This is a genomic window from Butyricicoccus faecihominis (assembly GCF_014648015.1).
Lineage (GTDB): Bacteria > Bacillota > Clostridia > Oscillospirales > Butyricicoccaceae > Agathobaculum > Agathobaculum butyriciproducens.
The window spans coordinates 19,452-45,434 of the sequence record NZ_BMQH01000002.1 but is presented as its reverse complement, the minus strand read 5'-3'; the positions used below and the strand labels follow the sequence as shown (position 1 = coordinate 45,434).

Annotated in this window: 22 protein-coding genes; 3 read left to right on the top strand and 19 right to left on the bottom strand. The window is 55.9% G+C overall.

Annotated features, from left to right (window positions below; all coding sequences use genetic code 11):
- Window positions 1-96: 96 nt before the first annotated feature.
- Together IEY11_RS01835 and IEY11_RS01830 are read right to left on the bottom strand one after the other, a co-directional pair.
- Window positions 97-1,182: a replication initiator protein A gene (locus IEY11_RS01835; protein WP_188885586.1), complete on the bottom strand. Its 1,086-nt coding sequence runs from the start codon at window positions 1,180-1,182 to the stop codon at window positions 97-99.
- Between the two features lie 813 nt (window positions 1,183-1,995).
- On the bottom strand, window positions 1,996-2,337 hold the full coding sequence (locus tag IEY11_RS01830; protein ID WP_188885585.1) for a hypothetical protein: 342 nt from the start codon (window positions 2,335-2,337) through the stop codon (window positions 1,996-1,998).
- Between the two features lie 266 nt (window positions 2,338-2,603).
- Between IEY11_RS01830 and tsaA the strand changes: the two genes are divergently transcribed.
- Window positions 2,604-3,284 (top strand): tRNA (N6-threonylcarbamoyladenosine(37)-N6)-methyltransferase TrmO, encoded by a 681-nt coding sequence (gene tsaA, locus IEY11_RS01825; protein ID WP_118728951.1) that lies wholly within the window; start codon window positions 2,604-2,606, stop codon window positions 3,282-3,284.
- A gap of 1,085 nt (window positions 3,285-4,369) precedes the next feature.
- Here the strand turns inward: tsaA and IEY11_RS01820 are convergent.
- The 6 genes from IEY11_RS01820 to typA all read right to left on the bottom strand — a co-directional run bounded on the left by IEY11_RS01820 (window position 4,370) and on the right by typA (window position 13,330).
- Window positions 4,370-6,244: a DUF4914 family protein gene (locus IEY11_RS01820; protein ID WP_188885584.1), complete on the bottom strand. Its 1,875-nt coding sequence runs from the start codon at window positions 6,242-6,244 to the stop codon at window positions 4,370-4,372.
- Between the two features lie 330 nt (window positions 6,245-6,574).
- Complete coding sequence (locus IEY11_RS01815; protein WP_118478386.1) at window positions 6,575-7,360, bottom strand: TIGR00282 family metallophosphoesterase; 786 nt, start codon at window positions 7,358-7,360, stop codon at window positions 6,575-6,577.
- A gap of 735 nt (window positions 7,361-8,095) precedes the next feature.
- The gene (locus IEY11_RS01810) at window positions 8,096-9,055 is read right to left on the bottom strand and encodes a ribose-phosphate pyrophosphokinase (protein WP_117488850.1); all 960 of its coding nucleotides are present in this window, start codon (window positions 9,053-9,055) and stop codon (window positions 8,096-8,098) included.
- Between the two features lie 64 nt (window positions 9,056-9,119).
- Window positions 9,120-10,367, bottom strand: a complete 1,248-nt coding sequence (locus IEY11_RS01805; protein WP_201309091.1) for a DapH/DapD/GlmU-related protein — start codon at window positions 10,365-10,367, stop codon at window positions 9,120-9,122.
- Between the two features lie 645 nt (window positions 10,368-11,012).
- A complete protein-coding gene (locus IEY11_RS01800; RefSeq protein ID WP_118478380.1) occupies window positions 11,013-11,399 on the bottom strand; it encodes a RidA family protein in 387 nt (128 codons plus the stop codon).
- Window positions 11,400-11,503: 104 nt separating this feature from the next.
- Window positions 11,504-13,330, bottom strand: a complete 1,827-nt coding sequence (gene typA / locus IEY11_RS01795; protein WP_118478378.1) for a translational GTPase TypA — start codon at window positions 13,328-13,330, stop codon at window positions 11,504-11,506.
- A gap of 233 nt (window positions 13,331-13,563) precedes the next feature.
- On the opposite strand from typA, the gene IEY11_RS01790 reads away from it, so the two are divergent.
- Window positions 13,564-14,679 carry a stalk domain-containing protein gene (locus tag IEY11_RS01790; RefSeq protein ID WP_188885583.1) on the top strand — a complete coding sequence of 372 codons (1,116 nt, stop codon included), beginning with the start codon at window positions 13,564-13,566 and terminating at the stop codon, window positions 14,677-14,679.
- A gap of 74 nt (window positions 14,680-14,753) precedes the next feature.
- Here the strand turns inward: IEY11_RS01790 and acpP are convergent, their stop codons facing one another.
- The 10 genes from acpP to IEY11_RS01740 all read right to left on the bottom strand — a co-directional run bounded on the left by acpP (window position 14,754) and on the right by IEY11_RS01740 (window position 23,873).
- Complete coding sequence (gene acpP, locus IEY11_RS01785; protein WP_110435152.1) at window positions 14,754-14,978, bottom strand: acyl carrier protein; 225 nt, start codon at window positions 14,976-14,978, stop codon at window positions 14,754-14,756.
- A 5-nt stretch (window positions 14,979-14,983) separates the two neighbouring features.
- A complete protein-coding gene (gene accA, locus IEY11_RS01780; RefSeq protein ID WP_188885770.1) occupies window positions 14,984-15,775 on the bottom strand; it encodes an acetyl-CoA carboxylase carboxyl transferase subunit alpha in 792 nt (263 codons plus the stop codon).
- A gap of 19 nt (window positions 15,776-15,794) precedes the next feature.
- Entirely contained in the window at window positions 15,795-16,670 is an 876-nt protein-coding gene (accD, locus tag IEY11_RS01775) for an acetyl-CoA carboxylase, carboxyltransferase subunit beta (RefSeq protein ID WP_110435153.1), read from the bottom strand.
- Between the two features lie 289 nt (window positions 16,671-16,959).
- Complete coding sequence (accC, locus tag IEY11_RS01770; RefSeq protein ID WP_117488862.1) at window positions 16,960-18,303, bottom strand: acetyl-CoA carboxylase biotin carboxylase subunit; 1,344 nt, start codon at window positions 18,301-18,303, stop codon at window positions 16,960-16,962.
- Window positions 18,304-18,323: 20 nt separating this feature from the next.
- Entirely contained in the window at window positions 18,324-18,749 is a 426-nt protein-coding gene (fabZ, locus tag IEY11_RS01765; protein WP_181967688.1) for a 3-hydroxyacyl-ACP dehydratase FabZ, read from the bottom strand.
- 318 nt (window positions 18,750-19,067) lie between these two features.
- Complete coding sequence (accB, locus tag IEY11_RS01760; protein ID WP_118728946.1) at window positions 19,068-19,541, bottom strand: acetyl-CoA carboxylase biotin carboxyl carrier protein; 474 nt, start codon at window positions 19,539-19,541, stop codon at window positions 19,068-19,070.
- Between the two features lie 2 nt (window positions 19,542-19,543).
- A complete protein-coding gene (gene fabF / locus IEY11_RS01755; protein WP_118360849.1) occupies window positions 19,544-20,773 on the bottom strand; it encodes a beta-ketoacyl-ACP synthase II in 1,230 nt (409 codons plus the stop codon).
- 226 nt (window positions 20,774-20,999) lie between these two features.
- Window positions 21,000-21,728, bottom strand: a complete 729-nt coding sequence (gene fabG, locus IEY11_RS01750; RefSeq protein WP_116704637.1) for a 3-oxoacyl-[acyl-carrier-protein] reductase — start codon at window positions 21,726-21,728, stop codon at window positions 21,000-21,002.
- A 63-nt stretch (window positions 21,729-21,791) separates the two neighbouring features.
- Window positions 21,792-22,739: an enoyl-[acyl-carrier-protein] reductase FabK gene (fabK, locus tag IEY11_RS01745; RefSeq protein WP_118285714.1), complete on the bottom strand. Its 948-nt coding sequence runs from the start codon at window positions 22,737-22,739 to the stop codon at window positions 21,792-21,794.
- 144 nt (window positions 22,740-22,883) lie between these two features.
- The gene (locus tag IEY11_RS01740) at window positions 22,884-23,873 is read right to left on the bottom strand and encodes a beta-ketoacyl-ACP synthase III (RefSeq protein WP_243183930.1); all 990 of its coding nucleotides are present in this window, start codon (window positions 23,871-23,873) and stop codon (window positions 22,884-22,886) included.
- Between the two features lie 203 nt (window positions 23,874-24,076).
- Between IEY11_RS01740 and fabD the strand changes: the two genes are divergently transcribed.
- Complete coding sequence (gene fabD, locus IEY11_RS01735) at window positions 24,077-24,994, top strand: ACP S-malonyltransferase (protein ID WP_118360851.1); 918 nt, start codon at window positions 24,077-24,079, stop codon at window positions 24,992-24,994.
- Between the two features lie 57 nt (window positions 24,995-25,051).
- Here the strand turns inward: fabD and IEY11_RS01730 are convergent, their stop codons facing one another.
- A complete protein-coding gene (locus IEY11_RS01730) occupies window positions 25,052-25,615 on the bottom strand; it encodes a manganese efflux pump MntP (protein WP_110435160.1) in 564 nt (187 codons plus the stop codon).
- Window positions 25,616-25,983 lie beyond the last annotated feature (368 nt).

Here is a 25,983-nt window from a genome sequence, read left to right as displayed (position 1 = left end):
TCAAAGGTCGCAGTTTCCGTACTCCCCTTAGTCCAGCCAGCGAGAGGATAGCTGATTGTGACACATCCTTAGTTACAGTCAGTGACAGAACACAGCTCAATTCCACAAATCACCAAATTCTGCGTACATTCGTTCTAATTTTTTCTTGTTCTGCTCTTGCGTTTCTTGGCTTATTCCAGCCAGAGCATCAGTGTTGCTTGTTTGGCTGGTGGTCTGATATGAACTATCAGCAATACCCGCTTGCACAGTTTGATTGCTGGTTTCTTGCGTGACATGGTATAATTCTGCCGTCAAGTGTTCACGCCGTTCTTCCTCCGAATACTGATTTCCCTTAATGCGATCCATTGCAGTTTCGACTTGTGCTATGCTGATATTCTCTAATTGCTTACTAACTGCATTACCTTTCATTTCTCGATCATCAACACGAATAGTTTGGGGTGTTGCCCTCACTATCTTAAACATCAACTGACATACTTCATCCACTAAAGATTCTTCATTTCTGGCCAGAAAATAAATTTTCGCATCTGAGGTCATTAAACCGTTATTAAAAGCCCGCTCGTTACCATTGACGGAGTAATTACTATTGTCAGTATTACTAATTTCAGTATTGCTACTATCAGTGTTACTGTTATCAGTCTTACTAATTTCAGTCTTATTACTCTGTCCGTTGGACTGCTCTGGAACTGTCCCCTTGACAGGTCTTGTCTGTCCGTCAGACGGTTCAGTGCTGTTCCCCCGACAGCTCTTTAGCTGTTCTTCCAACGGCTCTTGTCCGTCCTTTGAACGTGTTCTGTCCAGTCGTTTTGACGGTTCAGTTTCAAGCACATCATGCACATAGATTCGGTTGGGTTTGCCTAATCCCCGCCGAACCTTGCGAATCAATCCCATGTTGTCGAGGTCATTCACTAACTGGCCAGCTTTCTTTTCACCGCAGCGAACATCTGCCGCCACGTTTCCAAGGTCATAACAGATGAACGGAATGCCATGCTCATCTTTCATCTGGTTGGAGATAGACAGTTGCAGACGGTCACGCATCAAGGCGTACGCCAGAATATGTTGCGCTGTCAGGTGTTTGTATTGCGGCGCTTTTCCGTTGAAGAAAATTTTCGGCAGTTTGGCGAACGCTTGTGTGCTTTCGCTCTGGCCGAACGTTTCGTTCGGTGTGGTAATGGAATTACTCATTGATTATCCTCCCAATTTGATTATTTGTTGAATATTAAGCCTCTATTACCCCTTCTGGCTCGTTCCGATTTTTCGGGAAACAGCGTTCACGGCTCTCCGAGTTTTCGGTAAAAGTTCTCCCAGACAGAAAATTTATATTTCCTTGAATTTTCTCGAGCGCACGAATCAAACTCGAACGTAGGAATGAGCCAAAATACTTGACTTCTCCCGCACTTGATGGTATCCTTGCTTTGAATAGTTGAATCGCAATTTTCTCACTCCTTTTATAATTGGCTCAGAATGCCCTAGAATCGTTTCTGGCGGTCATTCGTCAATGGATACACCAGATGCACCAAAAGCGATTACAGCGCATTCTCGCAGGATTATGGCATTTCGCACTGTCTATCAAATTGTAATCGCTCTCTTTCTGGTCGTTGGTCGTAGTTGGTCATTGTGAATCGCTGGCTGAACTCGATAACAAAATGTTATTGAGTGGCCATGCGGCTGGCTTGCTAAGTCATGGATTCACCTCTTTCTATAAATCGGCTCAGAATGCCTCAGAATCGTTTCTGGTGGTTGTTCACCAAGAGATAGGCGCAGTTAGGGCAGGAACGATTGTGGCGTATCCTCGCAGGCTTATGCAACTTGCCGCGCGGTGATTTTGCTTGACATATACTACTATACAAAAAATCGGAAATTGGGTCTCGGCACTATGCACAAATTCCTTTCTCTTTTATTGTGCATTATTGCAGTTCATAACTAAAATCATTATATAAACAGCAAAAGCGGCTGATATGCGTAAAAGATCGCACATCAGCCGCAGTTATTTTTTATTTAAAAATCTTCTTCATCATCATCAGCCAGAAAAATGGTCAGCTGAAAAGGTTTCTGATCTGCGAATTTTACGGTGATATACTCAATCCGTTCCTCGGGAAAGAAACGCCCGCTTGCCCATGCAAATTCGCCTTTTACCACAATCTTACTCTCCCAGAACGGGTCAATGATAAAAGCAACGCCGTCCTCGATAATTTCAAAAGGCCCTACTACAAGAGATATATCTACTCGACTGGCCGCATCTTTCGAGGGAAAGTTCATCTGCATACTGGTGAAATACCCTCTGTTCAAATGAACCAGCAGGCTTTCCAGTGTCGGGAATGTTAGTCTTTCAAATTCCATGTTTTTTCTCCTTTGTTTTTCCGTTGGGTGATTGGGTTTTCGGTGTCATTTCGGGGCTTTTCAGATATTCGGTGCAAAATCGGTGCAACGATAAATAACACCAAACTTTTTCGCGCTCTATATTACATATTTTTGATAAAATTACTGTTTTCAGCACATGAATCCATCATCAAAGCAAGATATTGCATTAACATTTTGTAAAACACTGCTTTGCACCCGACAGTTCCTGTGCTATACTGAATATATCACCCAAAAGGAGAATTTTTATGTCACAGACGGTAGAAATGCATATTATTGCGCGGATACACAGCGATTTTCCCACCAAATTCGGCATTCCGCGGCAGAGCGGACTGGCGGACGTACCGGCGCGCATTGTATTCGAGCCGGAATACCGCAACGCGGATGCGCTGCGCGGCATCGAGGGTTTCTCTCACCTGTGGCTCATCTGGCAGTTTTCGGCAGCCGTGCGTGACGGCTGGTCCCCGACTGTGCGCCCGCCCAAGCTGGGCGGCAACAAGCGCATCGGCGTGTTTGCGACGCGCTCGCCGTTCCGGCCGAACGAGATCGGGCTGTCCTCGGTGCGCCTTGACCGCGTGGAGCCCAACACGCCGGACGGTCCGGTGCTGCACATTTCGGGCGCGGATCTGATGGACGGCACGCCGATTTTCGACATCAAGCCGTACCTTGCGTACACGGATTCGCATCCGGAGGCACGCGGCGGTTTTGCGCTGACGACCGATGCGGTGCGGGTTAAGTGTCCGGCGCAGCTGCTCGAAAAGCTGCCGCAGGAACGCCGTCAAACCCTGCTGAACGTGCTCGCACAAGACCCCCGACCGGGCTATCAGCACGAGCCGGGTCGCGTGTACGGCTTCCCGTTTGCGGGATTTGAGGTCAAATTCACCGTGGAAGGTGACTTGCTGACCGTTCGGCAAATCGAGAGTCGCTAACTATTCTGCGGTAAATTTTACACGGGGCGCACAAACCGCGCAGGCAGTTCGCCCAATCCGGGCGGCAGCCTGTTTCTCTGCACCGACTGAGCGGGGGACGTGAACTGCGCAGGCGTGTTCGCCCTTTCCGGGCGGCAGCCTGTTTCTCTGCACCGGCTGAGCGGGGGACGCGAACTGCGTTAGCGTGTTCGCCCCTAACGGGCGGAGAGTTTTCCGCTGAACCTCAGCGGGGGGATTCGCCGTCTGCGGACGGCGGGAGCGTGCCGCGCTCCGCGGCGGGGGCAAAAAGGAAGGACAACCTGCGGTTTTCCTTCCTCTTTGAACTCCTACCTTTCCCTTGTTTGTTAGCCTGGCGCAGATTACCTACATGTGACCGCTGCGAAATAGGGGAACGGCAGAGGATTTTTTCTTCCGTGTCTTTCGCAACCTGTTCGCAGTGTCAGATACCGTTCTGCTACACAGACCGGAAAGTCTTCGCAGGCGCGACACAAGGTGAATTGCCCATAGGGCAAGAGAGGGTCCCCTGGGGGATAACAGTGTCGCGCAAACCGTTTGCGAGTGCAAATCAGCTATAACCGCAGGATTTGGATAATCTGCACAGGTAAAAATGTTGCGCGGCACTGTCATGCCGCGCTCTGCGTTGATTAACCCGCATGTGTAGCAGTACGCTGTCTGTGAACTGCGAAAAGGCAGAGAAAGACACGCTGAGGTAACCCGACTGCCGCGTCCTTTTCCTGCTTACGCAGTCTACCGTCTGCACCCAAGCTATCCCAACAAGGGAAACGGGTGTTCAAAGAGGGTAGAAACCGTAGGTGTCTACCCTTTTTGCCCCCGCGGCGGGTGCCGCAACGTCCCCGCCGTCCGCAGACGGCGAATCCCCCCGCTGAGGTTCAGCGAAAAACTCTCCGCCCGGAAAGGGCGAACCCGCCAGCGGCAGTTCGAGTGCCCCGCTCAGCCGGTGCAGAAAAAGGAGCCGCCCCGTCAGGGCGAACACGCTTACGCAGTTCATGTACCCCGTCTATTCCGTGCCGAAAACGAAAAAATCACCGAAACAAATCGTTTCGGTGATTTTCTTTTACGTTTTATTAGAGGCCGGTCGGAGTGATCTTCTCGAAGTCCTCCAGCGTGCCGCCGTTCATGAAGCAGTCGATGATCTGCTTGCCGAGCGGCTCAAGCTCCGGCGTATCGAACTTCGCCAGTTCCTTGCGGAAGAAGTCGGTCAGGATCTTTGCGCCTGCATCGTAGCCGTCGGTGCCTACGCGGTCCTGCGTATCAACGCGCAGGAACTTAGAGCGGATCTTCTGGCCGTCGATGGTCAGATCCTTCATCGCGTAGCCGAGCAGCGGGCAGCGTGCCGGCTCAAGGTGCTCGCGGCGGATCTTTGCGCCGCCGTGGCGTGCCAGATACTCACGGGAGATCCACTCAGCCGCAAAGCCGACCTTGTAAACGCCGATGTGCTGGTTCGGGATCAGGACGTAGCGGGTGTTCGGGCTGTCCACGATCTGGTGCAGCAGCAGGTTTGCCTGCTTTACGCGCTTGCCGGTTGCAAACGGCCAGTAGGAACCAACGCCCTCGCTCTTCAGCTCGTTGCCGGTTACGATAGACGGGTTATTGAAGCCGCGCGGTGCGATCAGACGCCACAGCCAAGCCAGTGCCGGCGGAATGATATGCAGCATACCCATGATGCCGTAGTTCGGGTTATCGCGGGTGGAGGGGGGCATACGAACGCCGAAAGAGCGTACGTCTACTTCTACCGGCTCCTTGACGATGTTCGGAACATCCCAGCGCGGCACGATGGCACGCGGGTTGGAGCACGGCTTGCCGTTGGAATCCAGGGTGTGCTCCCAGATCAGCAGGGTTGCACCCGGATGGCCTTCCATGTTGAAGAAGCACAGCGGCTCCTTCGGCTCGGTGCAGATGCGCTCGTAAACCGGATCGCAGCCGTAGTGGGTTACGCCGTCCATGCGGAGGAACCAGCCGTCCTCACCGTCAACGAGTACCAGCTTACCGGACTTGTTCTGCACGCCCGGATAGCAGGTAGCCATATCGTCGCACACCGGCTCGATCTTGCAGGTGGAGCTGATATGCAGGTAGGTCTTTTCGCCCGTTACCGTGTTGGTAGAGAGCAGCACCTCGCCGTCCGGCTCGCGGGCGATATCCTGCAGCATCTCGCTCTTGCCGCCGCCGGAAGCGCCCTCGTGCATGATGACAAGCTCGTTCTCGTACGGGGTGATCAGACGGCCTGCAGAAGTATGGCAGGTGGTCCAGCCCTCCTGCTCGCCAATGTCGAGCAGTACGGAGTAAACACCCTTCTTGGCAGACGGGCCCGGATACAGGTTATAGGAGAATACCTCGTGGCAGTCATCCAGACGGTTGTGAACAACAACCTGCTTGCCCTCAAAGTGGGTGTGACGGAACGGAGGTGCAACGTAGATGATCGCACGCGGCTTGTAGCCCTCGGTCTCCTCTGCGCTTACAAAGCCCTGCAGATGTGCCAGCGCGAATGCGAAGAACGCGCACTGCTTCGGGCATACGAGCATGGAGCCGTAGCCGTACTGGTTGCCGCCGGAATTAAACGGCATGAGGATCAGCTCCTGCGTCTTGAACCAGTCCATGGTTTCGCGGCGCAGCTTGTCGAACTTGTAGCCGTACACATCCGCAAAGCGCTTCTTATCGGTCGGCTTGTCGTCTGCGATACGCATGCAGTCCGGCTCGCGGCGGCGCATGTAATCCTCTGCAAAGTTGACGGATGCGCCGTTCTTGCAGCGTACAACGTCAGCTTCCTTGATCTGGCCCTTGCCCGGTACATCGAATACAACGTCGTACACGTCGGCATGTTCCGGACCGAATACCATGTCGTACAGTTCCGCCTTGCTGGTGGGAACAACTACGCCCTTGCAGTTCTCGATGACATCGGTCAATTCATCGGTAAAGGTGAATTTGGTGAGCAATGAGTTCATCTGTATCATTTCCTCCTTAAGCACCGCGGAGTCCCTCGCCACGGCATGCTAACCGGGCCGGTTAAATTTCTTAACCTTTGCCCCATTGTCTTTCGATTATAGCATACCGCAAAACCCACCCTCTCGTCAACTGTGATTTTGCTTTTTTTGCAAGTTGAATTACAAGTTCTTGCAAAATGTACAAAACCTGAGGGATTTCTCACTATTTTCCCGACACGGTCACTTGTCCGCCGATAGGACTTTTTTACGAAAACGTTTCCGCATGGCAAAATCCGTTTCACAATGCGCAATCGTGTATCAAAAGTGCGATACTGTGCATCTGCGTACACTTTATCTCACATTCCAGCGCTCCCACACGCGGGTGACGGAATTGCATTTTCCGTTTCTCGTAATATCGAACAGCGCACCGGCAACTGCACAGTCGCCCTCAGCTGTCTTGAAATACTCGGTCAGGTCACCGCGAAACATGGCGATGGACTGCTCCACGCGTACGCCGAGCACGGACACGATCGGGCCGGTCATGCCGATATCCGTGATATAACCGGTGCCCTTGGGATTGACGCGCTCATCCGCGGTCTGCACATGTGTGTGCGTGCCCCAGACAGCCGCCGCGCGGCCATCGAGGTAATAGCCCATGGCAAGCTTTTCGCTCGTGGCGTTCGCGTGGATTTCGGCAAGCGCCACGTCGTACATGCCCTCGTTTTCCTTGAGGATGCGGTCTGCACACAGGAACGGATTATCCGGGCCGAATTTCATGTCGCAGCGGCCGATCAGGTTCATGACGAGCAGGCGCATGCCCTGCGGGCCGTCATAAATGCCCCAGCCCCGACCGGGGCTTTGCGGCGCAAGATTGGCCGGACGGAGAACATCCGAACGGCTGTCCAGATACGGCACGATCTGCTGCTTGCCGAACACATGGTTGCCGAGCGTGATCACGTCCGCGCCGGCGGCAAAAATGTCATCCGCCTGACGCGGGAGAACGCCGTTTCCGGCTGCATTTTCGCCGTTTACGATGACGAAATCTGCGCCGGTGTCGCGCTTGATGCGGCGGAGCAGGCCGTGAAGCGCGTCGATACCCGCCTCACCGACCACATCGCCGATGACTAATAGTTTCATGGATTACCTCTTTCTATCATTGCTGCAAGCCGTTGATTGGTTCCGCTGGATTCAGCGAGGAGTGCGCCGCCGCTGCGGCGGGAGCATGCCGCGCCCCGCGGCGGGGGGCAAGAGGGTAGACACCTACGGTTTCTACCCTCTTAACTCCCGTTTCCCTTTGTTTCCGAGTCTGGCGCAGATTGCCGTCATGTGACCGCTTCGAAATAGGAAACGGCAGAGGATTTTTTTCTATCGTAGGGGAGCACAGTGTGCTCCCATGCCGAGACATATTCGCAGCGTCAGATACCGTACTGCTACACATGTGGTTTCATCTCCGCAGGGCGCGGCATGACAGTGCCGCGCTTGCGCAGAGTAGTCCGTATGTGTAGCAGTAATGTATCTGACACTGCGAACAGGTTGAGAAAGATACGGAAGAAAAAATCCTCTGCCGTACTCCTTTTCGAAGCGGTCACATGTCGGCAATCTGCGCCAGATTAGGAAGCAAGGGAAAGGTAGGAGTTCAAAGAGGAAGGAAAACCGCAGGTTGTCCTTCCTTTTTGCCCCCGCGGCGGGCGCCGCGACGCTCCCGCCGTCCGCAGACGGCGAATCCCCCCGCTGAGGTTCAGCGAAAAACTCCCCGCCCCGTCAGGGGCGAACACGCCTGCGGCAGTTCGTGTCCCCCATCTGGTCGGTGCAGAAAATATATACAAAAAAGAGCCGCTGCACCCATGCAGCAGCTCTTTTCCATGCAAAAACTTAATCGAACAGAGTAGATACGGACGTCTCCTCGTAGATACGCGCGATCGCCTCGGTGAACACCGGTGCAACCGGCAGGACGTTGATCTTATCCAGCTTCTTGTCGTTGGTCAGCGGGATGGTATCGAGGATGGTCAGCTCCTTGATCGGGCTGTTCTGGATGCGCTCGATCGCCGGACCGGACAGTACGCCGTGGCTTGCACAGGCGTAAACCTCGGTTGCGCCGCCGCGCTCTACCAGAGCGTCCGCTGCGTGTACGAGCGTGCCTGCGGTGTCGATCAGGTCGTCAACCAGAATGCACTTCTTGCCCTCTACGTTGCCGATGATGTTCATAACCTCGGATACGTTGGCCTTCGGACGGCGCTTGTCAATGATGGCAAGCGGCATATCCAGCTTCTGGGTGAACTTGCGGGCACGGGTAACCGAGCCCAGATCGGGAGAAACGATAACGGTATCATCGGTGCCGACGCCGAACTTGCCCGCAATGTACGGGATCAGAACGGAAGAACCGAGCATGTTATCCACCGGAATGTCAAAGAAGCCCTGGATCTGTGCAGCGTGCAGGTCCATAGTCAGCACGCGGTCAGCGCCTGCAGCGGTAATAAGGTTTGCGACCAGCTTTGCGGAGATCGGGTCACGCGCCTTGCTCTTGCGGTCCTGACGAGCGTAGCCGAAATACGGAATTACAGCCGTGATACGGCCTGCCGATGCACGCTTGCAGGAGTCGATCATGATGAGCAGCTCCATCAGGTTGTTGTTTACCGGACCGCAGGTGGACTGTACGAGGAACACGTCCGAGCCGCGAACGGATTCCGACATGGAAACCGAGATTTCGCCGTCAGCGAAGGTAGAGATGGCAGCCTTGCCGATCGGCAGTCCGAGCGCAGAAGCGATCTGCATCGCCAGTGCGGGATGGGAGTTGCCGGAGAAAATTTTGATGTTTTTTCCGTGAGAAATCATTGATTTGCCTCCGTCATATAAATATATTTTTTGTTCCGTGTGGATTTATATACGTTTTATGGATTTACTTCTTGTCCTTCTCGTGTGCGGCGCGGCGGCGGTCGTTCCAGCCCTCAAGATTGGTCTGGCGGGAACGCGCAACGCTCAGCGCACCGGCAGGAACGTCCTTGGTGACAGTCGTACCGGCAGCCGTAAACGCACGGTCGCCCAGCTTGACAGGCGAAACGAGGTTGGTATTGCAGCCGATGAAGCAGTCGTCACCGATCTCGGTGCGGTACTTGTGATAGCCGTCGTAGTTGACAACGACCGTGCCGCAGCCGAAGTTGACGCGCTCGCCGACGGTCGCGTCGCCGATATAGGTCAGGTGCGAAACCTTGGTGCCGTTGCCGATGGTGGACTTCTTCAGCTCTACAAAGTCGCCGATGCGGCAGCCGTCACCGACCACGCTCTGCGGGCGGATATAGGCAAACGGACCGACCGTGGTATTGCTGCCGACGGTGGATTCATAAACCTGCGAATTGTTTACCGTAGTGCCTGCGCCGATCTCGGCCTTTTCGAGGATGGTGTTCGGGCCGATGACCGCGCCCGCGCCGACCTTGCAGCCGGGACGGATGTGACAGCCGGGCAGAATGGTCGCGCCCGGAGCAATATCAGCGTCCGGCGCAATGTAGGTGCTGGTCAGATCGAAGATCTGCACGCCCTTCTTGATGAGGCCGAAGTTGACACGCTGCATCATCTCGACCTGTGCCATAAAGGCCGCCGTACCGTCGCAGATGACGTAAATCTTGTTGGTGATGGCAATGCCCTTCTGCGCACCGGCTGCAACAGCCGCCGCAACCAGGCCGTCGAGCGTATCAGCGCCGCTCGCGAGTGCCTTTTTCAGCATATCCCAAGTGAACATGGCGGCATAGCAGCGGCTGTCTCTCGGCAGAGGCTGACCTTCCGCATCAAAGCCCTGCTGCTCGGCAGACAGTACGCTGACGCCGTAACCGGTGTTCAGGTGCGTCTCCGCCAGATGGAACAGAGCGTCCTCCTCGGCCAGTGCAAACGGAGCCGCCAGCACCAGAACGTGCTCGCTCTCCGGCAGCGCAGCCAGCGAGGCAAAACGATTTGCGGCATCGAGCGCAATGTCCTGTGCGCCGGCAACGGCATGCTCTCTGTCGTCGTGCGCAAAGAAGCACGCCTCCACCGCATCAGGCAGCGCATCCCGCATTGCATCGCCCGCAGTGCCGAACAGCACCGGACGCGCAAAAGCGGAAATGCCGTTTTCGTCAAACAGGCCGCCAACCATGACGGCATTTACTTTATTCATCGCAGAAATCCTTTCGTTTCTCAAGGGTCATACGACCAGATTTTCCGATATAGCTTTATTATACAACAGTATGCCGCAAATTGCATTATCATTTTTCGATAAATTTCTTCTCACCGCATAATATTTTTCGCCGTTTGCATACAAAGGCCGCAAAGCAAGCATTTTGGTGGGAATTGAAGTGATGGAGAATTGAGATACCCACCGCCGCAGGCGGCTCTCAGCGAGTCGGAATGGAGGATGGCGAATTCGTGCGGAGCGTGCAGATCACGCCAACCTCGAACCACGTTCGCGGCATAAAATACGCGGTTTGCTTGCATAACCGCACCCACAGGGCAGGCGGCGCGTGCCGCCGAGCCTTCCGCGGGCGACCGCGTTTCCGCCACCCCATAAAATCCCGCAGGGATTTCTGCACCCAGAGAACCCATCACGCCGCGGAGCGCATAAAATGGAGCGTGCGCGCGACAAAAATGGCAGGACATGCGCCTGCCATTTTTAACAAACAGTAAAACACCCCGAAAACCGGAAAGTTTTCGGGGTGTTTTGCTGCAGCAGGTGTTCCCGCCCTGTCCGTGAAACGGACACGCGCGGCGACACCGTCCCTCGATTCAAAGGACAAGTCCTTTGAATCGAAAAAGCCGCAGGCTTTTAGCCCTGTACTGCAACTACTTCTACTTCTACCTTAGCGCCGAGCGGCAGAGCAGCTACTTCAACGCAGGAACGAGCCGGAGCGCCTTCCGGGAAGTACTTCGCGTACACACCGTTGAATGCAGCAAAGTCGTTGATGTCGGACAGGAAGCAGGTGGTCTTGACAACACGGTCAAAGCCTACGCCGCCCTGTGCCAGAACGCACTGCAGGTTCTTCATGACCTGCTCGGTCTGCTCCTCGATGGTGGTTGCTACGATCTTGCCCTCCTTCGGGTCGATCGGAACCTGACCGGAGGTAAATACGAAACCGTTTGCAGCGATTGCCTGAGAGTACGGGCCTACGGCTGCCGGTGCGAGATCAGTGTGCAGAACTTCCTTGATAGCCATGGTGGGAATTCTCCTTTATATATCTTTATTTTTTGATAACAGGGTGAAATGAGCGCTTTTCTTCACCTAAACGGTGTAAAAGCGTAATTGCGGCACAGCCATCATTATTTCTTGCCGCCCTTGGTCTTTTTCAGACGCTCGGTGTTGGACAGAACGCGCTTGCGCATACGGATGCTCTCCGGGGTAATCTCAAGCAGCTCATCGTCGGAGATGAACTCGAGTGCCGCCTCGATGGACATCTGGCGCGGCGGAATCAGGCGCAGCGCATCATCCGAGCCGGATGCACGCATGTTGGTCAGCTGCTTTTTCTTGCAGACGTTTACAGCCATGTCCTCGCCGCGCGGGTTCTCGCCGACGATCATGCCTTCGTATACCATCGTGCCGGGGCCGATGAACAGCGGGCCGCGATCCTGTGCGTTGAACAGGCCATAGCCAACAGCCTCGCCGGCCTCAAACGCGATCAGAGAACCGGTGGTGCGCTTCTGGATATCGCCCTTATACGGCTGATAGCTGTTGAATACGGAGGACATAACGCCCTCGCCCTTGGTATCGGTCAGGAACTCGGTGCGGTAGCCGAACAGGCCGCGCGCCGGAATGATGAACTCGAGGCGCATACGGTCGGTGCCCTTCGGGTTCATGGAAACCAGCTCACCCTTGCGGGAGCCCATCTTCTCCATGATCGCGCCGACAGCATCCGCCGGAACGTCTGCGATCATGCGCTCCATCGGCTCGCAGGTCTTGCCGTCGATCTCCTTGAGCAGCGCCTTCGGTGCGCCAACCTGGAACTCGTAGCCCTCACGGCGCAGGTTCTCGATCAGAATGGACAGGTGCATCTCACCACGGCCGCAAACGCGGAATGCATCGGTGGTATCGGTTTCGTTTACGCGCAGGGATACGTCCTTGAGCAGCTCACGGAACAGACGCTCACGCAGGTGACGGGAGGTAACAAACTTGCCTTCCTTGCCGGCGAACGGAGAGTCGTTGACCATAAAGGTCATCTCAACGGTCGGCTCGGAGATCTTAACGAACGGCAGAGCCTCAACGTGCTCGGGGTCGCACAGGGTCTCACCGATGGTTACGCCCTCGATGCCGGAGAAGCAAACGATCTCGCCTGCCTGTGCCTCCTCGATCGGCTGACGGCCCAGCTCCTCGATGGAGTACAGGGTAACCAGCTTTGCGTTATACGGCTTGGTGTTGCCGTGGTAGTCGCAGACGGTAACCTGCTGACCTACCTTCATCGAGCCGCGCTCGATACGGCCGATGCCGATACGGCCAACGTACTCGTTGTAGTCGATAGAAGAAACGAGCATCTGGGTCGGGCCTTCGGTATCAACCTGCGGTGCCGGAATGTGCTCGAGAATCTGCTCGAACAGCGGGGTCAGGTCCTTGCCCTCCACGTTCGGGGACATGGAAGCGGTGCCTGCACGGCCGGAGCAGTAAACGATCGGGCTGTCCAGCTGCTCGTCGGTCGCATCAAGGTTGAGCAGCAGCTCGAGGACCTCGTCGCCGATCTCGTTGAGACGAGCGTCCGGACGGTCGATCTTGTTGATTGCGATGATGATCTTGTGACCGAACTCCAATGCCTTCTGCAGCACGAAACGGGTCTGCGGCATCGGGCCTTCTGCTGCGTCAACCAGCAGAACAACGCCGTCTACCATCTTGAGGATACGCTCTACCTCGCCGGAGAAGTCGGCGTGGCCCGGGGTATCTACGATGTTGATCTTTACGCCCTTGTAATGTACAGAGGTGTTCTTTGCCAGAATGGTAATGCCGCGCTCACGCTCGATATCGCCCGAGTCCATGACACGCTCTTCTACCACCTGATTTTCGCGGAAAGCGCCAGCCTGCTTGAGCATCTGATCGACCAGAGTGGTCTTGCCATGGTCAACGTGCGCAATGATGGCGATGTTGCGTAAATCGTTACGGATCATATATTCTATTCCTCCATCAGCGGGATTATTTTCGTACAGAATTTATTATACCCGTTTTTTCGTTCATTTTCCACCTATTTTATCGTCAAAATTACGGCGATATATCCGCTCTAAATTGTAAAATATTTTGCTAACTGATAAAAATTCCGCTCAGGATACAGTTGACGCAGACAGACCGCTGCCGTACAATAAAAAAAAGACGCAAGCGTCTGATAAAAGGAAGGAGAATCTCTATGAACAAAATCGGAAAGGCAATGCTCTGCACCGTACTGACCGGCGCAATGGCTGTCGGAGCCGCAGGCGCGGCTGACCTCGGTTCCCTGTCTCCGCAGGGTGCTAAGGCGTATCTGAATCAGATCACCACCCTGCAGAATAAGTATGGCAAGGCTGCCGCTCGCACGGACGATGGCTTCAAGGGACTGCTGACCGGACTTTCCATGGCAAAGCTGGTGGATATGGACGGCGATAAGATTCCGGAGCTGTACTGCGCTGCCGCTCACCAAGGACAGCATATGTACTCATATGCAGACGGCAAAATCTATGAACTTATAATCCCGAAAGGCGTGAGCAACTTCGGTACGGACGTTTCGCCGTGCACCCAGTTTTACGTTGGCAAGGACAAGGCGTATCTGGTCTCCGGTCAGGAAGTGATGAATAACAATCCGGTCACCTTCTGGACCAAACAGGGCGATAAAGCCGTTGTGGTCCTCACTTACACGGACGGCTTCGACTGGGATGCCGAGACACCGACACCAGTCAAAACTATCAACGGTCAGTCCGTTACCGCAGAGGAATTTTCCTCCACTATCCTCGACCTCACCGGCGATATGGACGAGCAGTATTACTCCTTCTGGGAAAGTCCTTACAACAGCGACCGTGCGCTGTCTCCGCGTGCGGCTCTGCAGGACACCATCGCCTCTCTCCGCCGCCTGACCAACCCGACCGCAAAGGTTTCTACCCACAAGGTAACGCTCAACGGCGAGTCGGTAAAGCTTGGCGCGTACACCATCAACGGCAGCAACTACTTCAAGCTGCGCGATTTGGCGAAAGCACTCGACGGTCTGAACACCAATTTTGAGGTCAAGTGGAACGCCGCACAGCAGCGCATCGACCTGACCAGCAAGACCGCCTACACCGCGGTCGGCGGCGAACAGGCCGCCCTGCCCGCCGGCAATAAGGCCGCATCTCTCACGAACGCCTCTGTTTATCTGGACGGCAAGCCGCTTTCCCTTACCGCCTACTCCATCGGCGGCAACAACTACTTCAAGCTGCGCGACCTTGGCGACGCCCTTGGCTTCGGCGTGGATTGGAACGCGGACACCATGACTATGATCTTGACTGTGAAATAAAAAAACACGCTGCACACAGCAAAAAAGCCACCGTTTCAAAGAAACGGTGGCTTTTTCATGCTCAAAACGAAATCTTACTGATTTGCTTCGATGTAGTTTACGATGTCACCGATGGTGCTCATCTTAGCAGCTTCCTCATCGGAAATCGTTACGCCGAAGTTCTCCTCGAGGTCCATCATCAGCTCTACAACGTCCAGAGAGTCTGCGTTCAGGTCTTCCTTAACCTTGGTGTCCATGGTCATGGTGGAAGCATCAGCGTCAAACTTGTCTGCCAGGATCTCACATACCTTTTCAAACATGGGATTTACACTCCTTCATTACTTTCTTGATTTATTGTTCTGAAAACTCCGACTCTGCGGAATTTTTCATACCGTTTCTGCAGCATCGTGTCGATGTCCGGCTCAGCATCCAGCTCGGCAAGCTGGTCGCGCAGCGTGCGCGCCACATTGCGGATAAGCTGTGCGGAGGATGTGCCCTCCTGAATGATGCCTTCGATCATACCGAAGCTGTACAGGTCCTGCGCGGTGATATGCAGCGTGTCCGCTGCCTCCGCCTCGCGCTTGGGGTCCTTCCAGAGAATGGACGCGCAGCCGCGCGGCGAAATAACCGAATACAGGGCGTTCTCGAGCATGAGCACACGATCTGCCACCGCCAGCGCCAGTGCGCCGCCGGAGCCGCCCTCACCCGTCACGATAGAGATAACAGGCGTTTTCAGCTCGATAAACTCATACAAACAGCGGGCAATGGCCTCGCCCTGACCGCGTTCCTCCGCGCCAACGCCGCAGAACGCGCCGCCGGTGTCAACAAAGTTGATGACCGGGCGGTGGAATTTCTCCGCCTGATGTGCGAGACGCAGGGCCTTTCGATAGCCCTCCGGGTGCGCCATGCCGAAGTTGGCGTCCATATTCTGCTCAATGGTGCGGCCCTTGCGGTGGCCGATTACCGTCACCGGTGTGCCGTTGAAGTAGCCAACGCCGCCGAGGATGGCATGGTCGTCCGAAAAATAGCGGTCGCCGTGCAGCTCGGTGAAGTCGGTGAACAACTCATTGACGTAGTCCGTGAGCATCGGACGCTTGGTATCGTGAATGATACGCATTTTTTCACTTGCGGGTTTGTTAATCACGACGCCACACCTGCCATTTCTTGGACTTGGAGCCGCAGTGCAGCTTCAAGAGTTTTTCCAGCGTTTCTCTGAGTTGATTACGCGGAACTATTTTATCACAGAAACCGTGCGATAGCAAGAACTCCGAGGACTGAAAATCGTCCGGGAGGGTCTGACCGATGGTTCCCTCGATAACACGGCGGCCGGCAAAGCCGATGGTCGTGCGCGGCTCCGCGAGGATAATATCGCCCAGCATGGCGAACGACGCGGTAACACCGCCCGTGGTCGGGTCGGTCAGCACGGTGATATACAGCAGTCCGGCGTCCGAGTGACGGCGCGCCGCCGCAGACACCTTTGCCATCTGCAGGAGCGAAAACATGCCCTCCTGCATGCGCGCACCGCCGGAGCAGGTGAACAGCACGACAGGCAGACCCTTTTCGGTCGCGTACTCGAACAGGCGGGTCAGCTTTTCACCGACGACCGAACCCATGGACGCCATCATGAAATGGCTGTCCATCACGCCGATCGCGGTCTCCACGCCGCCGATCTTACACACGCCGGTCTTGACCGCGTCCGGCATGCCGACCTTTTCAGCCAGCTCTGCCGTTTTCTCTGCGTATCCCGGGAAGTGGATCGGGTCCGCCGGTGCCAGATTTGCGTACAGCTCCTCAAAGCTGTCCTTATCCGCGATCTGACGGATGCGCGTGCGCGCGAGCAGTCGTCCGTATCGTCCGCAGTGCGGGCACACATACAGATTCTTGCCGTAGGCATACGCCTTCAGTTCTGCGCCGCAGCCCTTGCAGGTTACAACCTTGGCCGCTTCGTCCTCCTGCGGTTTCATTTCCATAGAGGTCTCGCGTGTTTTTTGAAACAGGTCGATCAGACCCATGCGTAACTCCCCTTTCGTTTGGAGGCAGTACCGCACGATTGGCCTTCGGCGCTTTGCGGCTGTTTTGCCCCCTGGTTTTGTTGCGTACTTTTGCAATACAGCGTACTGCTGCAAGTCCGCGCCGCACCAGTGAACAAAACATCTCGCAAATCGCTCTTGTCCAACCGTGCGGTACTGCCTCTGAAATCCTTCGGATTACAAAAACTTCGCTTTTCAAAATACGCTGATTTTATAAGACCTTCGGATTCAACTATACTTGTACTAAATCTATTATACCATAATAAATGATTTAGTCAAAATCGCCGTTTGCGATGGAATTAACATTAAAGTTTGCTTCCACAAACGCCTTTGAGCACAGGATGTGCATCTGGTAGTCGGTTGCGGTCACAACGCCCTCAAACAGCATCTCCGCGAGAGCGCGGCGCATGCGAACGATAGCCTGCTCACGGTCGGCGCCGTAGACGATCAGCTTGCCGATCATGGAATCGTAGAACGGCGGAATCTTGTAGCCCTGATAAGCCGCGGAATCCACGCGCACGCCGGGACCGCCCGGCAGATGCAAGGACACCAGCGTGCCCGGACAGGGCGCAAAGTTTCTCGACGGGTCCTCCGCATTGATGCGGCACTCGATGGCGTGACCGCGGATGGTCAGATCCTCCTGCTTAAAGGACAGCGGCTCGCCTGCCGCCACGCGAAGCTGCTCGCAGACCAGATCTACGCCGGTGACCTCCTCGGTGACCGGGTGCTCGACCTGAATGCGGGTGTTCATCTCGCAGAAGTAGAAATTGCGGTCGTTATCGACCAGAAATTCGATCGTACCCGCGTTTCGGTAGCCGACGCGCTTTGCCAGCGCAACAGCCGCCGAGGTCATCTTCTCGCGCAGCTCGGGCGTGACGAAAGCCGACGGACTTTCCTCGATCAGCTTCTGGTGGCGGCGCTGCACCGAGCACTCACGCTCGAACAGGTGCACCACGTTACCGTAGTTATCGCCCAGAATCTGCACCTCGATATGGCGCGGATTGTGAATATATTTTTCCATGTACAGGCGGCCGTCACCGAAGTTGGCGATAGCCTCTGCAGCGGCGCTGTCGTACGCGTCCTTGAGGTCCTTGACGCTCTCCGCCACGCGGATGCCCTTGCCGCCGCCGCCGGAGGCCGCCTTGAGCATGACCGGATAGCCGATGCGCTCGGCCTCGGAGATGGCTTCGTCAAAATCGCGCAGCGGGCCGTCCGTGCCGAGCGCGACCGGAACGCCTGCGGCGATCGCGTTGCGCTTTGCCTCGGATTTGTCGCCCATCAGGCGGATAGTTGCTGCAGTCGGGCCGATAAACGCCAGACCGGCCTGCGTGATGCGCTCGGCAAAATCCGGATTCTCGGACAGGAAGCCGAAGCCCGGATGAATGGCCTGACAGCCGGAAGCCAGCGCCGCCGAAATGATATTATCCATATTCAGGTAGCTGTCCGCCGCACGGGCCGGACCGATGCAGACCGCTTCGTCCGCGATCTGCGCGTGCAGCGCTTCGCGGTCAGCCTCGGAGTAAACGGCCACCGAGATAATGCCTAAATCACGGCAGGCCTGAATAATGCGGACCGCAATCTCGCCGCGGTTCGCAATGAGTACCTTCTGAAACATTCGATTAGCTCTCTCCCGCCTCAGTCATTGATGACCATGCATTTGATCTCCGCTTCGGCGGCCTTCTCGTCCCCAACCCAGGCAATGCCTTCGGCTACTGCCATCGGGCCGCGGCGCTTGGTGAAGGTAACTTCCAGACGAAGGGTATCGCCCGGCTTTGCCATTGCGCGGAATTTCGCCTTGTCAATGCCGGTGTAGACCGCAGTCTTGCCCTTGAATTCGGGCAGAGACAGCAGCGCTACGCCGCCTGCCTGCGCGAGCGCCTCCAGACGGAACACCGCGGGCATGATCGGGTTGCCCGGAAAGTGGCCCTGGAAGAAGAACTCGTCGCCGGTCAGGTGCAACGCACCGACTACATGGTTCTCGTCCATTTCGAGGATCTCGTCCACCAGAAGCATCGGCGGACGGTGCGGAAGGATCTCCATGATCTGTTCTTTGTTCAGCATATTATAATCCCTCTCCTTACAAAATGCAAGTGAAACACGCAATACAGCACTAATTATGCGGTAAAACCGCAATGCTTTGCATTGCGCATGAAATAGAAGCGCCTTGCGCTTCGTAAAAACCCGCGACATGTGCGGCGCAGCGCGAACGGCGTCGCGCAAGGTTAGCGCTGGGTTTTTACACCCCGACTCAGCCGTCTTGGGCGCTATCCTTGTGCGACTTCTTGGTCGCACTGCGCGCGGCGACATTCGGGTATCGAAAACAGGTTTCTACGGAACCTGTTTTCGTATATAGGGGGCTTGTGAAGCCCCCTATAAGCGTCATTCGATTACGCAGAGCACCTGATTGTATTCAACCATATCGCCCGGCTGTGCCATAATGCGGATGATCTTGCCGTCGCACGGTGCCTTGATCTCGTTCATGATCTTCATCGCCTCGATGATGCAGAGGGTATCGCCCTCCTTCACCTGCTGACCGACCAGCACGAACGGCGGTTCGTCCGGAGACGGAGAAGAATAAAACGTGCCGACCAGCGGGCTCTTCACCTGCGTGCCTGCCGGAAGCTGCTCCTCAGCCGCTGGTGCCGCGTCTGCGCTCTCCGCTGCGGGTGCTGCCGCCGGCGCCGCTGCGGGTGCCGCCGCTGCTACCGATGCTGCAGCGATCACGGGAGCCGGTTCAGCTGCCTTGATCTTGATTTTTACGTCATCCAGTTCGAGCTCGACCTCGCCCAGCTTTTTTGCAGCCAGCGCGTCCATCAGCTCAAGCGCGATGTCTTTCAATTCTTTGATGTCCATTTTTATACCTTCTTGATCAGGATGCAGGCGTTGTGGCCGCCAAAGCCGAGCGAGTTGGAGATGGCAACATTGATCGGCATCTCAACCGCCTTGTTCGGGGTGATATCCAGATCACACTCCGGATCCGGCTCCTTGTAGCCGATGGTCGGCGGTACAATGCCCTCGCGGATTGCCATAACGCAGGCAATGGCCTCAACCGCAGCCGCGCCGCCCAGCAGATGGCCGGTCATGGACTTGGTGGAGGATACCTTCACGTTGTAAGCCTCCTCGCCAAACGCCTTCTTGATGGCAATGGTCTCATACTTTTCATTCAGCGGCGTGGAGGTGCCGTGCGCGTTGATATAGTCAACGTCAGCCGGGGTCAGACCGGCATCCTCAATGGCACCGCGGATGGCGTGTGCAGCCGCATCGCCGTCCGGAGACGGGCTGGTGATGTGGTAAGCGTCGCCGGAGGCACCGTAGCCTGCCACCTCTGCCAGAATGGTCGCGCCGCGCTGCTGTGCGTGCGTCAGGCTCTCGAGTACGAGACAGCCTGCGCCTTCGCCCATGACAAAGCCGGAACGGCGTGCGTCAAACGGGATGGAAGCCGCCGTCGGATCCTCACCCATGTGAACCGCCTTCATATTCTGGAAGCCTGCCATCGAGATCGGGATAATGCCGTTCTCGGTGCCACCGCAGACAACGACATCCTGATAGCCGTGGCGGATGGCGCGCATTGCCTCACCGATCGAGTGGTTGCCGGTCGCGCACGCGGAAACCGGGCAGAAATTCTCACCCTTGAAGCCGAAGTGCATGGAGATATACGCCGCCGCGATGTTGGCGATCATCTCCGGAATAGCGAACGGCGAAACGCGGCCGGGACCCTTTTCGAGCAGCTTCGGGACCTCCTGCTCGGCAACATGCAGACCGCCTACGCCCGAGCCGAAGATAACGCCCGTGCGATAGGGATCGAAATTGCCTTCCTTGAGGCCTGCCTGCTCGACAGCCTGGATCGCTGCCGCCATTGCGTAATGCACATTTGCATCTGCGCGGCGCGCCTCACGCTTCTCCATATACTGGGTCGGGTCGAAGTCCTTGACCTCTGCACCCAGCTTTACCTTAAAATCGGATACATCAAACTTGGTGATGGGACCGATGCCGCACTTGCCGGTCTTGAGCGACTCCCAAAACGACGGCACATCGTTGCCGACCGGAGTGATGGCACCCATGCCGGTGATTACTACACGTTCCATATATTTGCTCCTTCATTCCAATATCACGCATTTATCTAATCGCAATTTTTATTCCACGCAGCAAAAAGGTATCACCGGATAATTCGGCAAGAGCAATTTGCGCAGGAATTTTGCGTTCTGATTAGGCGCGGGTTTGCAGCAATACTTTGTGTATTGCAAAAATCCGGAACGACATCAGAGCGGAAAATTACCGCAAAGTGCCGCAGGCGAATTGTCCGGTGATGCCTTAATAAAGTCCGCCGTCAGCGATGATCGTCTGGCCGGAAATATAGCTTGCAGCGTCGGAGGCCAGAAAGGCAACCACGCCTGCGATTTCCTCCGGCTTGCCGAAACGGCCGAGCGCGATCTGCTTCTTGGCGTTCTCGCGGATGTCCTCGGGCACCTTGTCGCTCATCTCGGTGGCGATCCAGCCCGGAGCGACTGCGTTTACCGTAATGCCGCGCGCACCCAGCTCCTTGGCGGCGGTCTTGGTCATGCCGACCATACCCGCCTTGGCAGCGGTGTAGTTGATCTGGCCGTAGTTTCCGGTGAACGCCGAAACCGAGGTGATGTTGATAATGCGGCCCTGCTTTGCACGCATCATCATCGCACCGCACAGGCTGAGCATGTTGAATGCGCCCTTGAGATTGGTGCGGATAACGTCGTCGAACTGGTCCTCCTTCATGCGGACCATCAGACCGTCGCGGGTAATGCCCGCATTGTTGACGAGAACGAACGGTACGCCGATCTCTTCCTTAATTTCCTTGAGCGCGGTGTTGCAGGCGTCATAGTCCGCAACATCCCACTTCTTCACATAAGCGTTAACGCCGTGCGCGCGGCACTTCTCCGCCACAGCCTCAGCCTTTTCGACCGAGGACGCACAGTTGATGAGGACGTCGAAGCCGTCCTGCGCCAGCTTTTCCGCGATTGCCGCGCCAATGCCGCGGGAACCGCCGGTTACGATTGCTAAGCTCATTGTTTACTCCATTCTATAAGCAGGCAAGAGTGAGGAGTTTTCGTATCTCTTCACTCTCCGCTCTTATTCAAATCTCTTGTAAGCGTTCTTCAGAAGGTCTTCTGCCTGCGCGGTCATGCCCTTGAGAATCTCCTCGCACGGATGCAGCTCCTTGAGCATACCCGCAATCTGGCCGGACATGAACGTGCCCTCCTCATAGTTGCCGTCCTGCACGGCCTTGCGCAGCGAACCGGCGGTTGCCTTCTCAAGCTCCTCAAGGGAGGCATTGGTGTTCTGCTTCTCGAGCTCGAGGCACTTGCGCGCCATCGGGGTCTTGAGCGAACGCACCGGATGACCGGACGGACGACCGGTAACAACGGTCGAAATGTCGGTAGCCTTGAGAACGAGCTCCTTGTACTTATCCGAAATATAGCACTCGTTGGATGCAAGGAACACGGTGCCGCACTGTACGCCTTCGGCGCCGAGCATCATGGCAGCTGCCATGCCGCGGCCGTCTGCAATGCCGCCTGCGGCGATGACCGGAATGCTCAGTGCGTCTACGACCTGCGGAACGAGCGGCATGGTGGTCAGCTCACCGATGTGGCCGCCGCCTTCCATACCCTCTGCGATAACCGCATCTGCACCTGCGCGCTCCATGCGCTTTGCCAGTGCAACCGAAGCAACGACCGGCATAACCTTAATGCCTGCGTTCTTCCAGTCCGCGATATACTTGCCCGGATTGCCTGCGCCGGTGGTCAGCACTTCGATCTTCTCGTCGATAGCCAGCTGCGCCAGATCATCCGCATTCGGGGAGAGCAGCATGATGTTCATACCGAGCGGCTTGTCCGTGATGGCACGCGCCTTATGGATCTCCTCACGGATGTAATCCACCGGAGCCGCGCCGCCCGCGATGATGCCCAGACCGCCGGCCTTGGAAACCGCAGCCGCAAGATGATGCTCTGCGATCCACGCCATCGCGCCCTGCACGATCGGGTATTCGATACCGAGAAGTTCTGTGATCTTGGTTTTCATAGGTCATTCTCCCCTTTTATACAGGTAATTTCTTGTAATTCTAAATCTATCAAGTTATTATAGCATATTTTTCACGAAATGTAACCAAATGTTATTGCGCTGAATATCTGGTATCGTACATTTCTGTTGAATATTGTACTGTAATTACAATTTCAGCACAAAAGCGCCATAAGTAAGTCCTCCGCCGAAGCCGGTGCAGACAATGGTCTGACCCTCGTGCAGCAGGCCGTTCTTACGCATTTCGTTCAGGCAGATCGGCACGCTTGCCGACGAGGTATTGCCGAAACGGTCCATGTTGACGTAAATCTTCTCTTTCGGCAGATGGTAGCGCTTGGCGATGACATCCAGAATACGCAGGTTGGCCTGATGCGGCACTACCCAGTCGATGTCGTCCGCCGAAACGCCCGCCCGCTTGAGTGCGGTGTCGATGGCCAGCGGGACCGCTCTTGCGGTGAAGCGCACGACCGGTGCGCCCTGCATTTTAAGGAAACGCGCCTTCGGATCTACCGGACGTTCCTCCGCGAACGGGTCCTCGACCGGGAGCGCCTGCATTTGCAGGTATTCGCCGCCCGAGCCGTCCGCCGCGCTGAACGTGGACAGGATACCCGTTGTTTCGTCCTCGGTCGCCTGATAGATAGCCGCCGCAGCACCGTCGCCGAACAGGATGCAGGTCGAGCGGTCGGTGTAGTCCACAATGCGCGACAGCGTTTCCGCCGAGACAACCAGTACGGTCTTTGCCTTGCCGGATTTGATGTAGCTGTCCGCAATGTCGGTCGCGGAAACAAAGCCGGTGCAGGCGTTGTTGATGTCGAACGCGCCGACCTGCCGTGCGCCCAGCTTGTCCTGCAGGATGGCGGCGGTATTCGGCGTGTTGGTATCCGGCGTGCAGGTGCTCACCAGGATCAGGTCGAGCTCCTCCGCCGAGATGCCCGCGTCAGCCAGCGCATCCTGCGCGGCACCGAGCGCCAGCTCCCATGTATGTGTATTCTTTGCGATGCGGCGCTCGCGCACACCGGTGCGCTGCACGATCCACTCATCGTTGGTATCGACCATTTTTTCCAGCATGGCGTTGGTCAGGACAAAATCCGGAATGCAGGCGCCCGTGCCGATCAATTTACTGTTGATGATTTCCACGCTCCTAAAAAGTCCAAATCGCTCTCCCAAAAAGCGTGGAAAAGCGACAATAGTTAGATTGACAAAGTATTCTCCGACTATTATAATAAAAGCACAGTAAATTGTCAAGACAGACCGTTATTATTTAGCAACACTTTGTGTGAAGAATATCTATTAAAATACGGTGCTGTCAGCGTTTGATTATTATTTTGGAGGAACGAAACGTGAACTACGGTTTTGCATTTTTCCCGGGTCAGGGCGCACAGGCCCCCGGCATGGGCAAGGATCTTTATGAGAACTCGCAGGCTGCCAAGCTGGTTTTTGAGGAAGCAAGCGAAGGCGCCGGTCTGGATGTAGCCAAGCTGTGCTTTGAGAGCGATAAGGAAACGCTCTCCCGCACGGAGAACAGCCAGATCGCTATTTTCACCCATTCCATGGCAGCCTGGGCTGCACTGAAGGAAGCAGGCGTGGAATTCAAGGCAGCGGCAGGCTTCTCGCTCGGTGAATACACCGCACTGGCGGCTGCAGGCGTTGTTTCCCTCGCAGACGGCGTGAAGATCGTTTCCATGCGCGGCAAGCTGATGCAGCAGGCTGCGGACTCGATCGACGGCGGCATGGCGGCTATCCTCGGACTGGAGGACAGCGTAATTGAAGAAGCCTGCGCGAAGGTGACCTCCGGCGTGGTTCGTCCGGTAAACTATAACTGCCCGGGTCAGCTGGTTATCGCAGGTGAAAAGGCGGCTCTCGCAGAGGCGATCGAGAACTGCAAGGCTGCCGGCGCGCGCCGTGCGCTCCCGCTTGCTGTATCCGGTGCATTCCACACCCCGCTGATGGCAAAGGCTGCCGCAGAGCTGCGCGCTTACGTTGCGGACTTTACCTTCTCCGCACCAAAGATGGATATTTACTCCAACCTCGACGGCAAGGTTTACGACTGCTCCGACCTGCCGGCACACCTCGAGCAGCACATGATCTCTCCGGTTCGCTGGACGCAGCTGGTGAAGAACGGCATGGCTGCCGGTCTGACCTCGGCGTGCGAGATCGGTCCAGGCAAGACGCTGACCGGCTTCGCGGGCAAGATCAGCAAGGAGCTGACCTGCAAGACCGTGCAGGATATGGCGGGCGTGCAGGCTGCAGCCGAATGATTTTCGACCGAAAACGCATAGAGACAGTAAAAAGGCACCTCATTGAGGTGCCTTTTGTTATCCCAGAAAACCCAAATGCTCCAGCAGGATTTTGAGACCCATCAGGATCAGCACGATACCGCCGAACAGCTCTGCGCGGGACTTGTACTTTGTGCCGAACACATGGCCGATCTTCACGCCGATGCACGACAGCACAAACGTAGTTGCACCGATGAACGACACCGCCGGAACGATATCGACCTGCAGGAATGCAAACGTCACGCCGACCGCAAGTGCATCAATGCTCGTGGCAACCGCAAGCGGCAGCATGGTCATAAAGCGGAACGAATCGCTGACGCTTTCGTCATCGTGCTCGCGCGACTCGCGCACCATGTTTGCGCCGATAAGCCCCAGCAGCACGAAGGCGATCCAGTGATCAATGCTCGTGATGAGCGACTGAAAGCGCACGCCGAGTGCAAAGCCGATGAGCGGCATTAAAAGCTGAAAGCCGCCGAAATACAGTCCGCAGATGACCGCGTGCTTAGCCTTGAGCGTGCGCACGCTCAGTCCCTTGCAGACAGACACCGCGAACGCATCCATCGACAGACCGACTGCGATTAAAAACAACTCCAATAAACCCATTTTCTTGTCCTCCTCAGTCGTTTATCCGGCGGAAAACAGGCACAAAAAAAGACCCATCTGCCGCGTAGAACAGATAAGTCTCGTCATTTCATGCAAAACCAGAGGAGCGTCCTCCCCAGTATGTTGGCTCTGCCGCGCGGCGGAACGCTCCGCGCCGACTACTCCCTTATTGCGCTTTATGATAGCATATGCGCAGCCGAAAGTCAATATGCGGGCAAAATTGTTGCCCTATGCAAACCGAAAAGCCGATACGGAAACGGCGGCACAGGCTGTCCAGTGTGCCCGAACCACGCAGGCGGTTCGCCCTGTCCGGGCGGGGAGCTTTGCCGTGAACCACAGCGGGGAATTGCCGCTACGCGCGGCAGGCG

Excerpts from the sequence above, each read along its gene's own strand:
- accA (WP_188885770.1), bottom strand. The coding sequence starts at position 15,775 with ATGCGTATCATTCACGATACCAAGCGTCCGATGCTCACGGACTACGTC.
- IEY11_RS01730 (WP_110435160.1), bottom strand. The coding sequence starts at position 25,615 with ATGGGTTTATTGGAGTTGTTTTTAATCGCAGTCGGTCTGTCGATGGAT.
- IEY11_RS01805 (WP_201309091.1), bottom strand. The coding sequence starts at position 10,367 with ATGAATAAAGTAAATGCCGTCATGGTTGGCGGCCTGTTTGACGAAAAC.
- fabK (WP_118285714.1), bottom strand. The coding sequence starts at position 22,739 with ATGAAAACCAAGATCACAGAACTTCTCGGTATCGAATACCCGATCGTG.
- typA (WP_118478378.1), bottom strand. The coding sequence starts at position 13,330 with ATGATCCGTAACGATTTACGCAACATCGCCATCATTGCGCACGTTGAC.
- fabF (WP_118360849.1), bottom strand. The coding sequence starts at position 20,773 with ATGGAACGTGTAGTAATCACCGGCATGGGTGCCATCACTCCGGTCGGC.
- accC (WP_117488862.1), bottom strand. The coding sequence starts at position 18,303 with ATGTTTCAGAAGGTACTCATTGCGAACCGCGGCGAGATTGCGGTCCGC.
- IEY11_RS01790 (WP_188885583.1), top strand. The coding sequence starts at position 13,564 with ATGAACAAAATCGGAAAGGCAATGCTCTGCACCGTACTGACCGGCGCA.
- accB (WP_118728946.1), bottom strand. The coding sequence starts at position 19,541 with ATGGACATCAAAGAATTGAAAGACATCGCGCTTGAGCTGATGGACGCG.
- IEY11_RS01815 (WP_118478386.1), bottom strand. The coding sequence starts at position 7,360 with ATGAAACTATTAGTCATCGGCGATGTGGTCGGTGAGGCGGGTATCGAC.
- IEY11_RS01830 (WP_188885585.1), bottom strand. The coding sequence starts at position 2,337 with ATGGAATTTGAAAGACTAACATTCCCGACACTGGAAAGCCTGCTGGTT.
- acpP (WP_110435152.1), bottom strand. The coding sequence starts at position 14,978 with ATGTTTGAAAAGGTATGTGAGATCCTGGCAGACAAGTTTGACGCTGAT.
- IEY11_RS01810 (WP_117488850.1), bottom strand. The coding sequence starts at position 9,055 with ATGATTTCTCACGGAAAAAACATCAAAATTTTCTCCGGCAACTCCCAT.
- IEY11_RS01820 (WP_188885584.1), bottom strand. The coding sequence starts at position 6,244 with ATGAACTCATTGCTCACCAAATTCACCTTTACCGATGAATTGACCGAT.
- accD (WP_110435153.1), bottom strand. The coding sequence starts at position 16,670 with ATGGGTCTGATCGACCTGTTTCAAAAAACACGCGAGACCTCTATGGAA.
- fabZ (WP_181967688.1), bottom strand. The coding sequence starts at position 18,749 with ATGCTGAACAAAGAACAGATCATGGAGATCCTTCCGCACCGTCCGCCG.
- IEY11_RS01835 (WP_188885586.1), bottom strand. The coding sequence starts at position 1,182 with ATGAGTAATTCCATTACCACACCGAACGAAACGTTCGGCCAGAGCGAA.
- fabG (WP_116704637.1), bottom strand. The coding sequence starts at position 21,728 with ATGAGCTTAGCAATCGTAACCGGCGGTTCCCGCGGCATTGGCGCGGCA.
- IEY11_RS01800 (WP_118478380.1), bottom strand. The coding sequence starts at position 11,399 with ATGGCTATCAAGGAAGTTCTGCACACTGATCTCGCACCGGCAGCCGTA.
- tsaA (WP_118728951.1), top strand. The coding sequence starts at position 2,604 with ATGTCACAGACGGTAGAAATGCATATTATTGCGCGGATACACAGCGAT.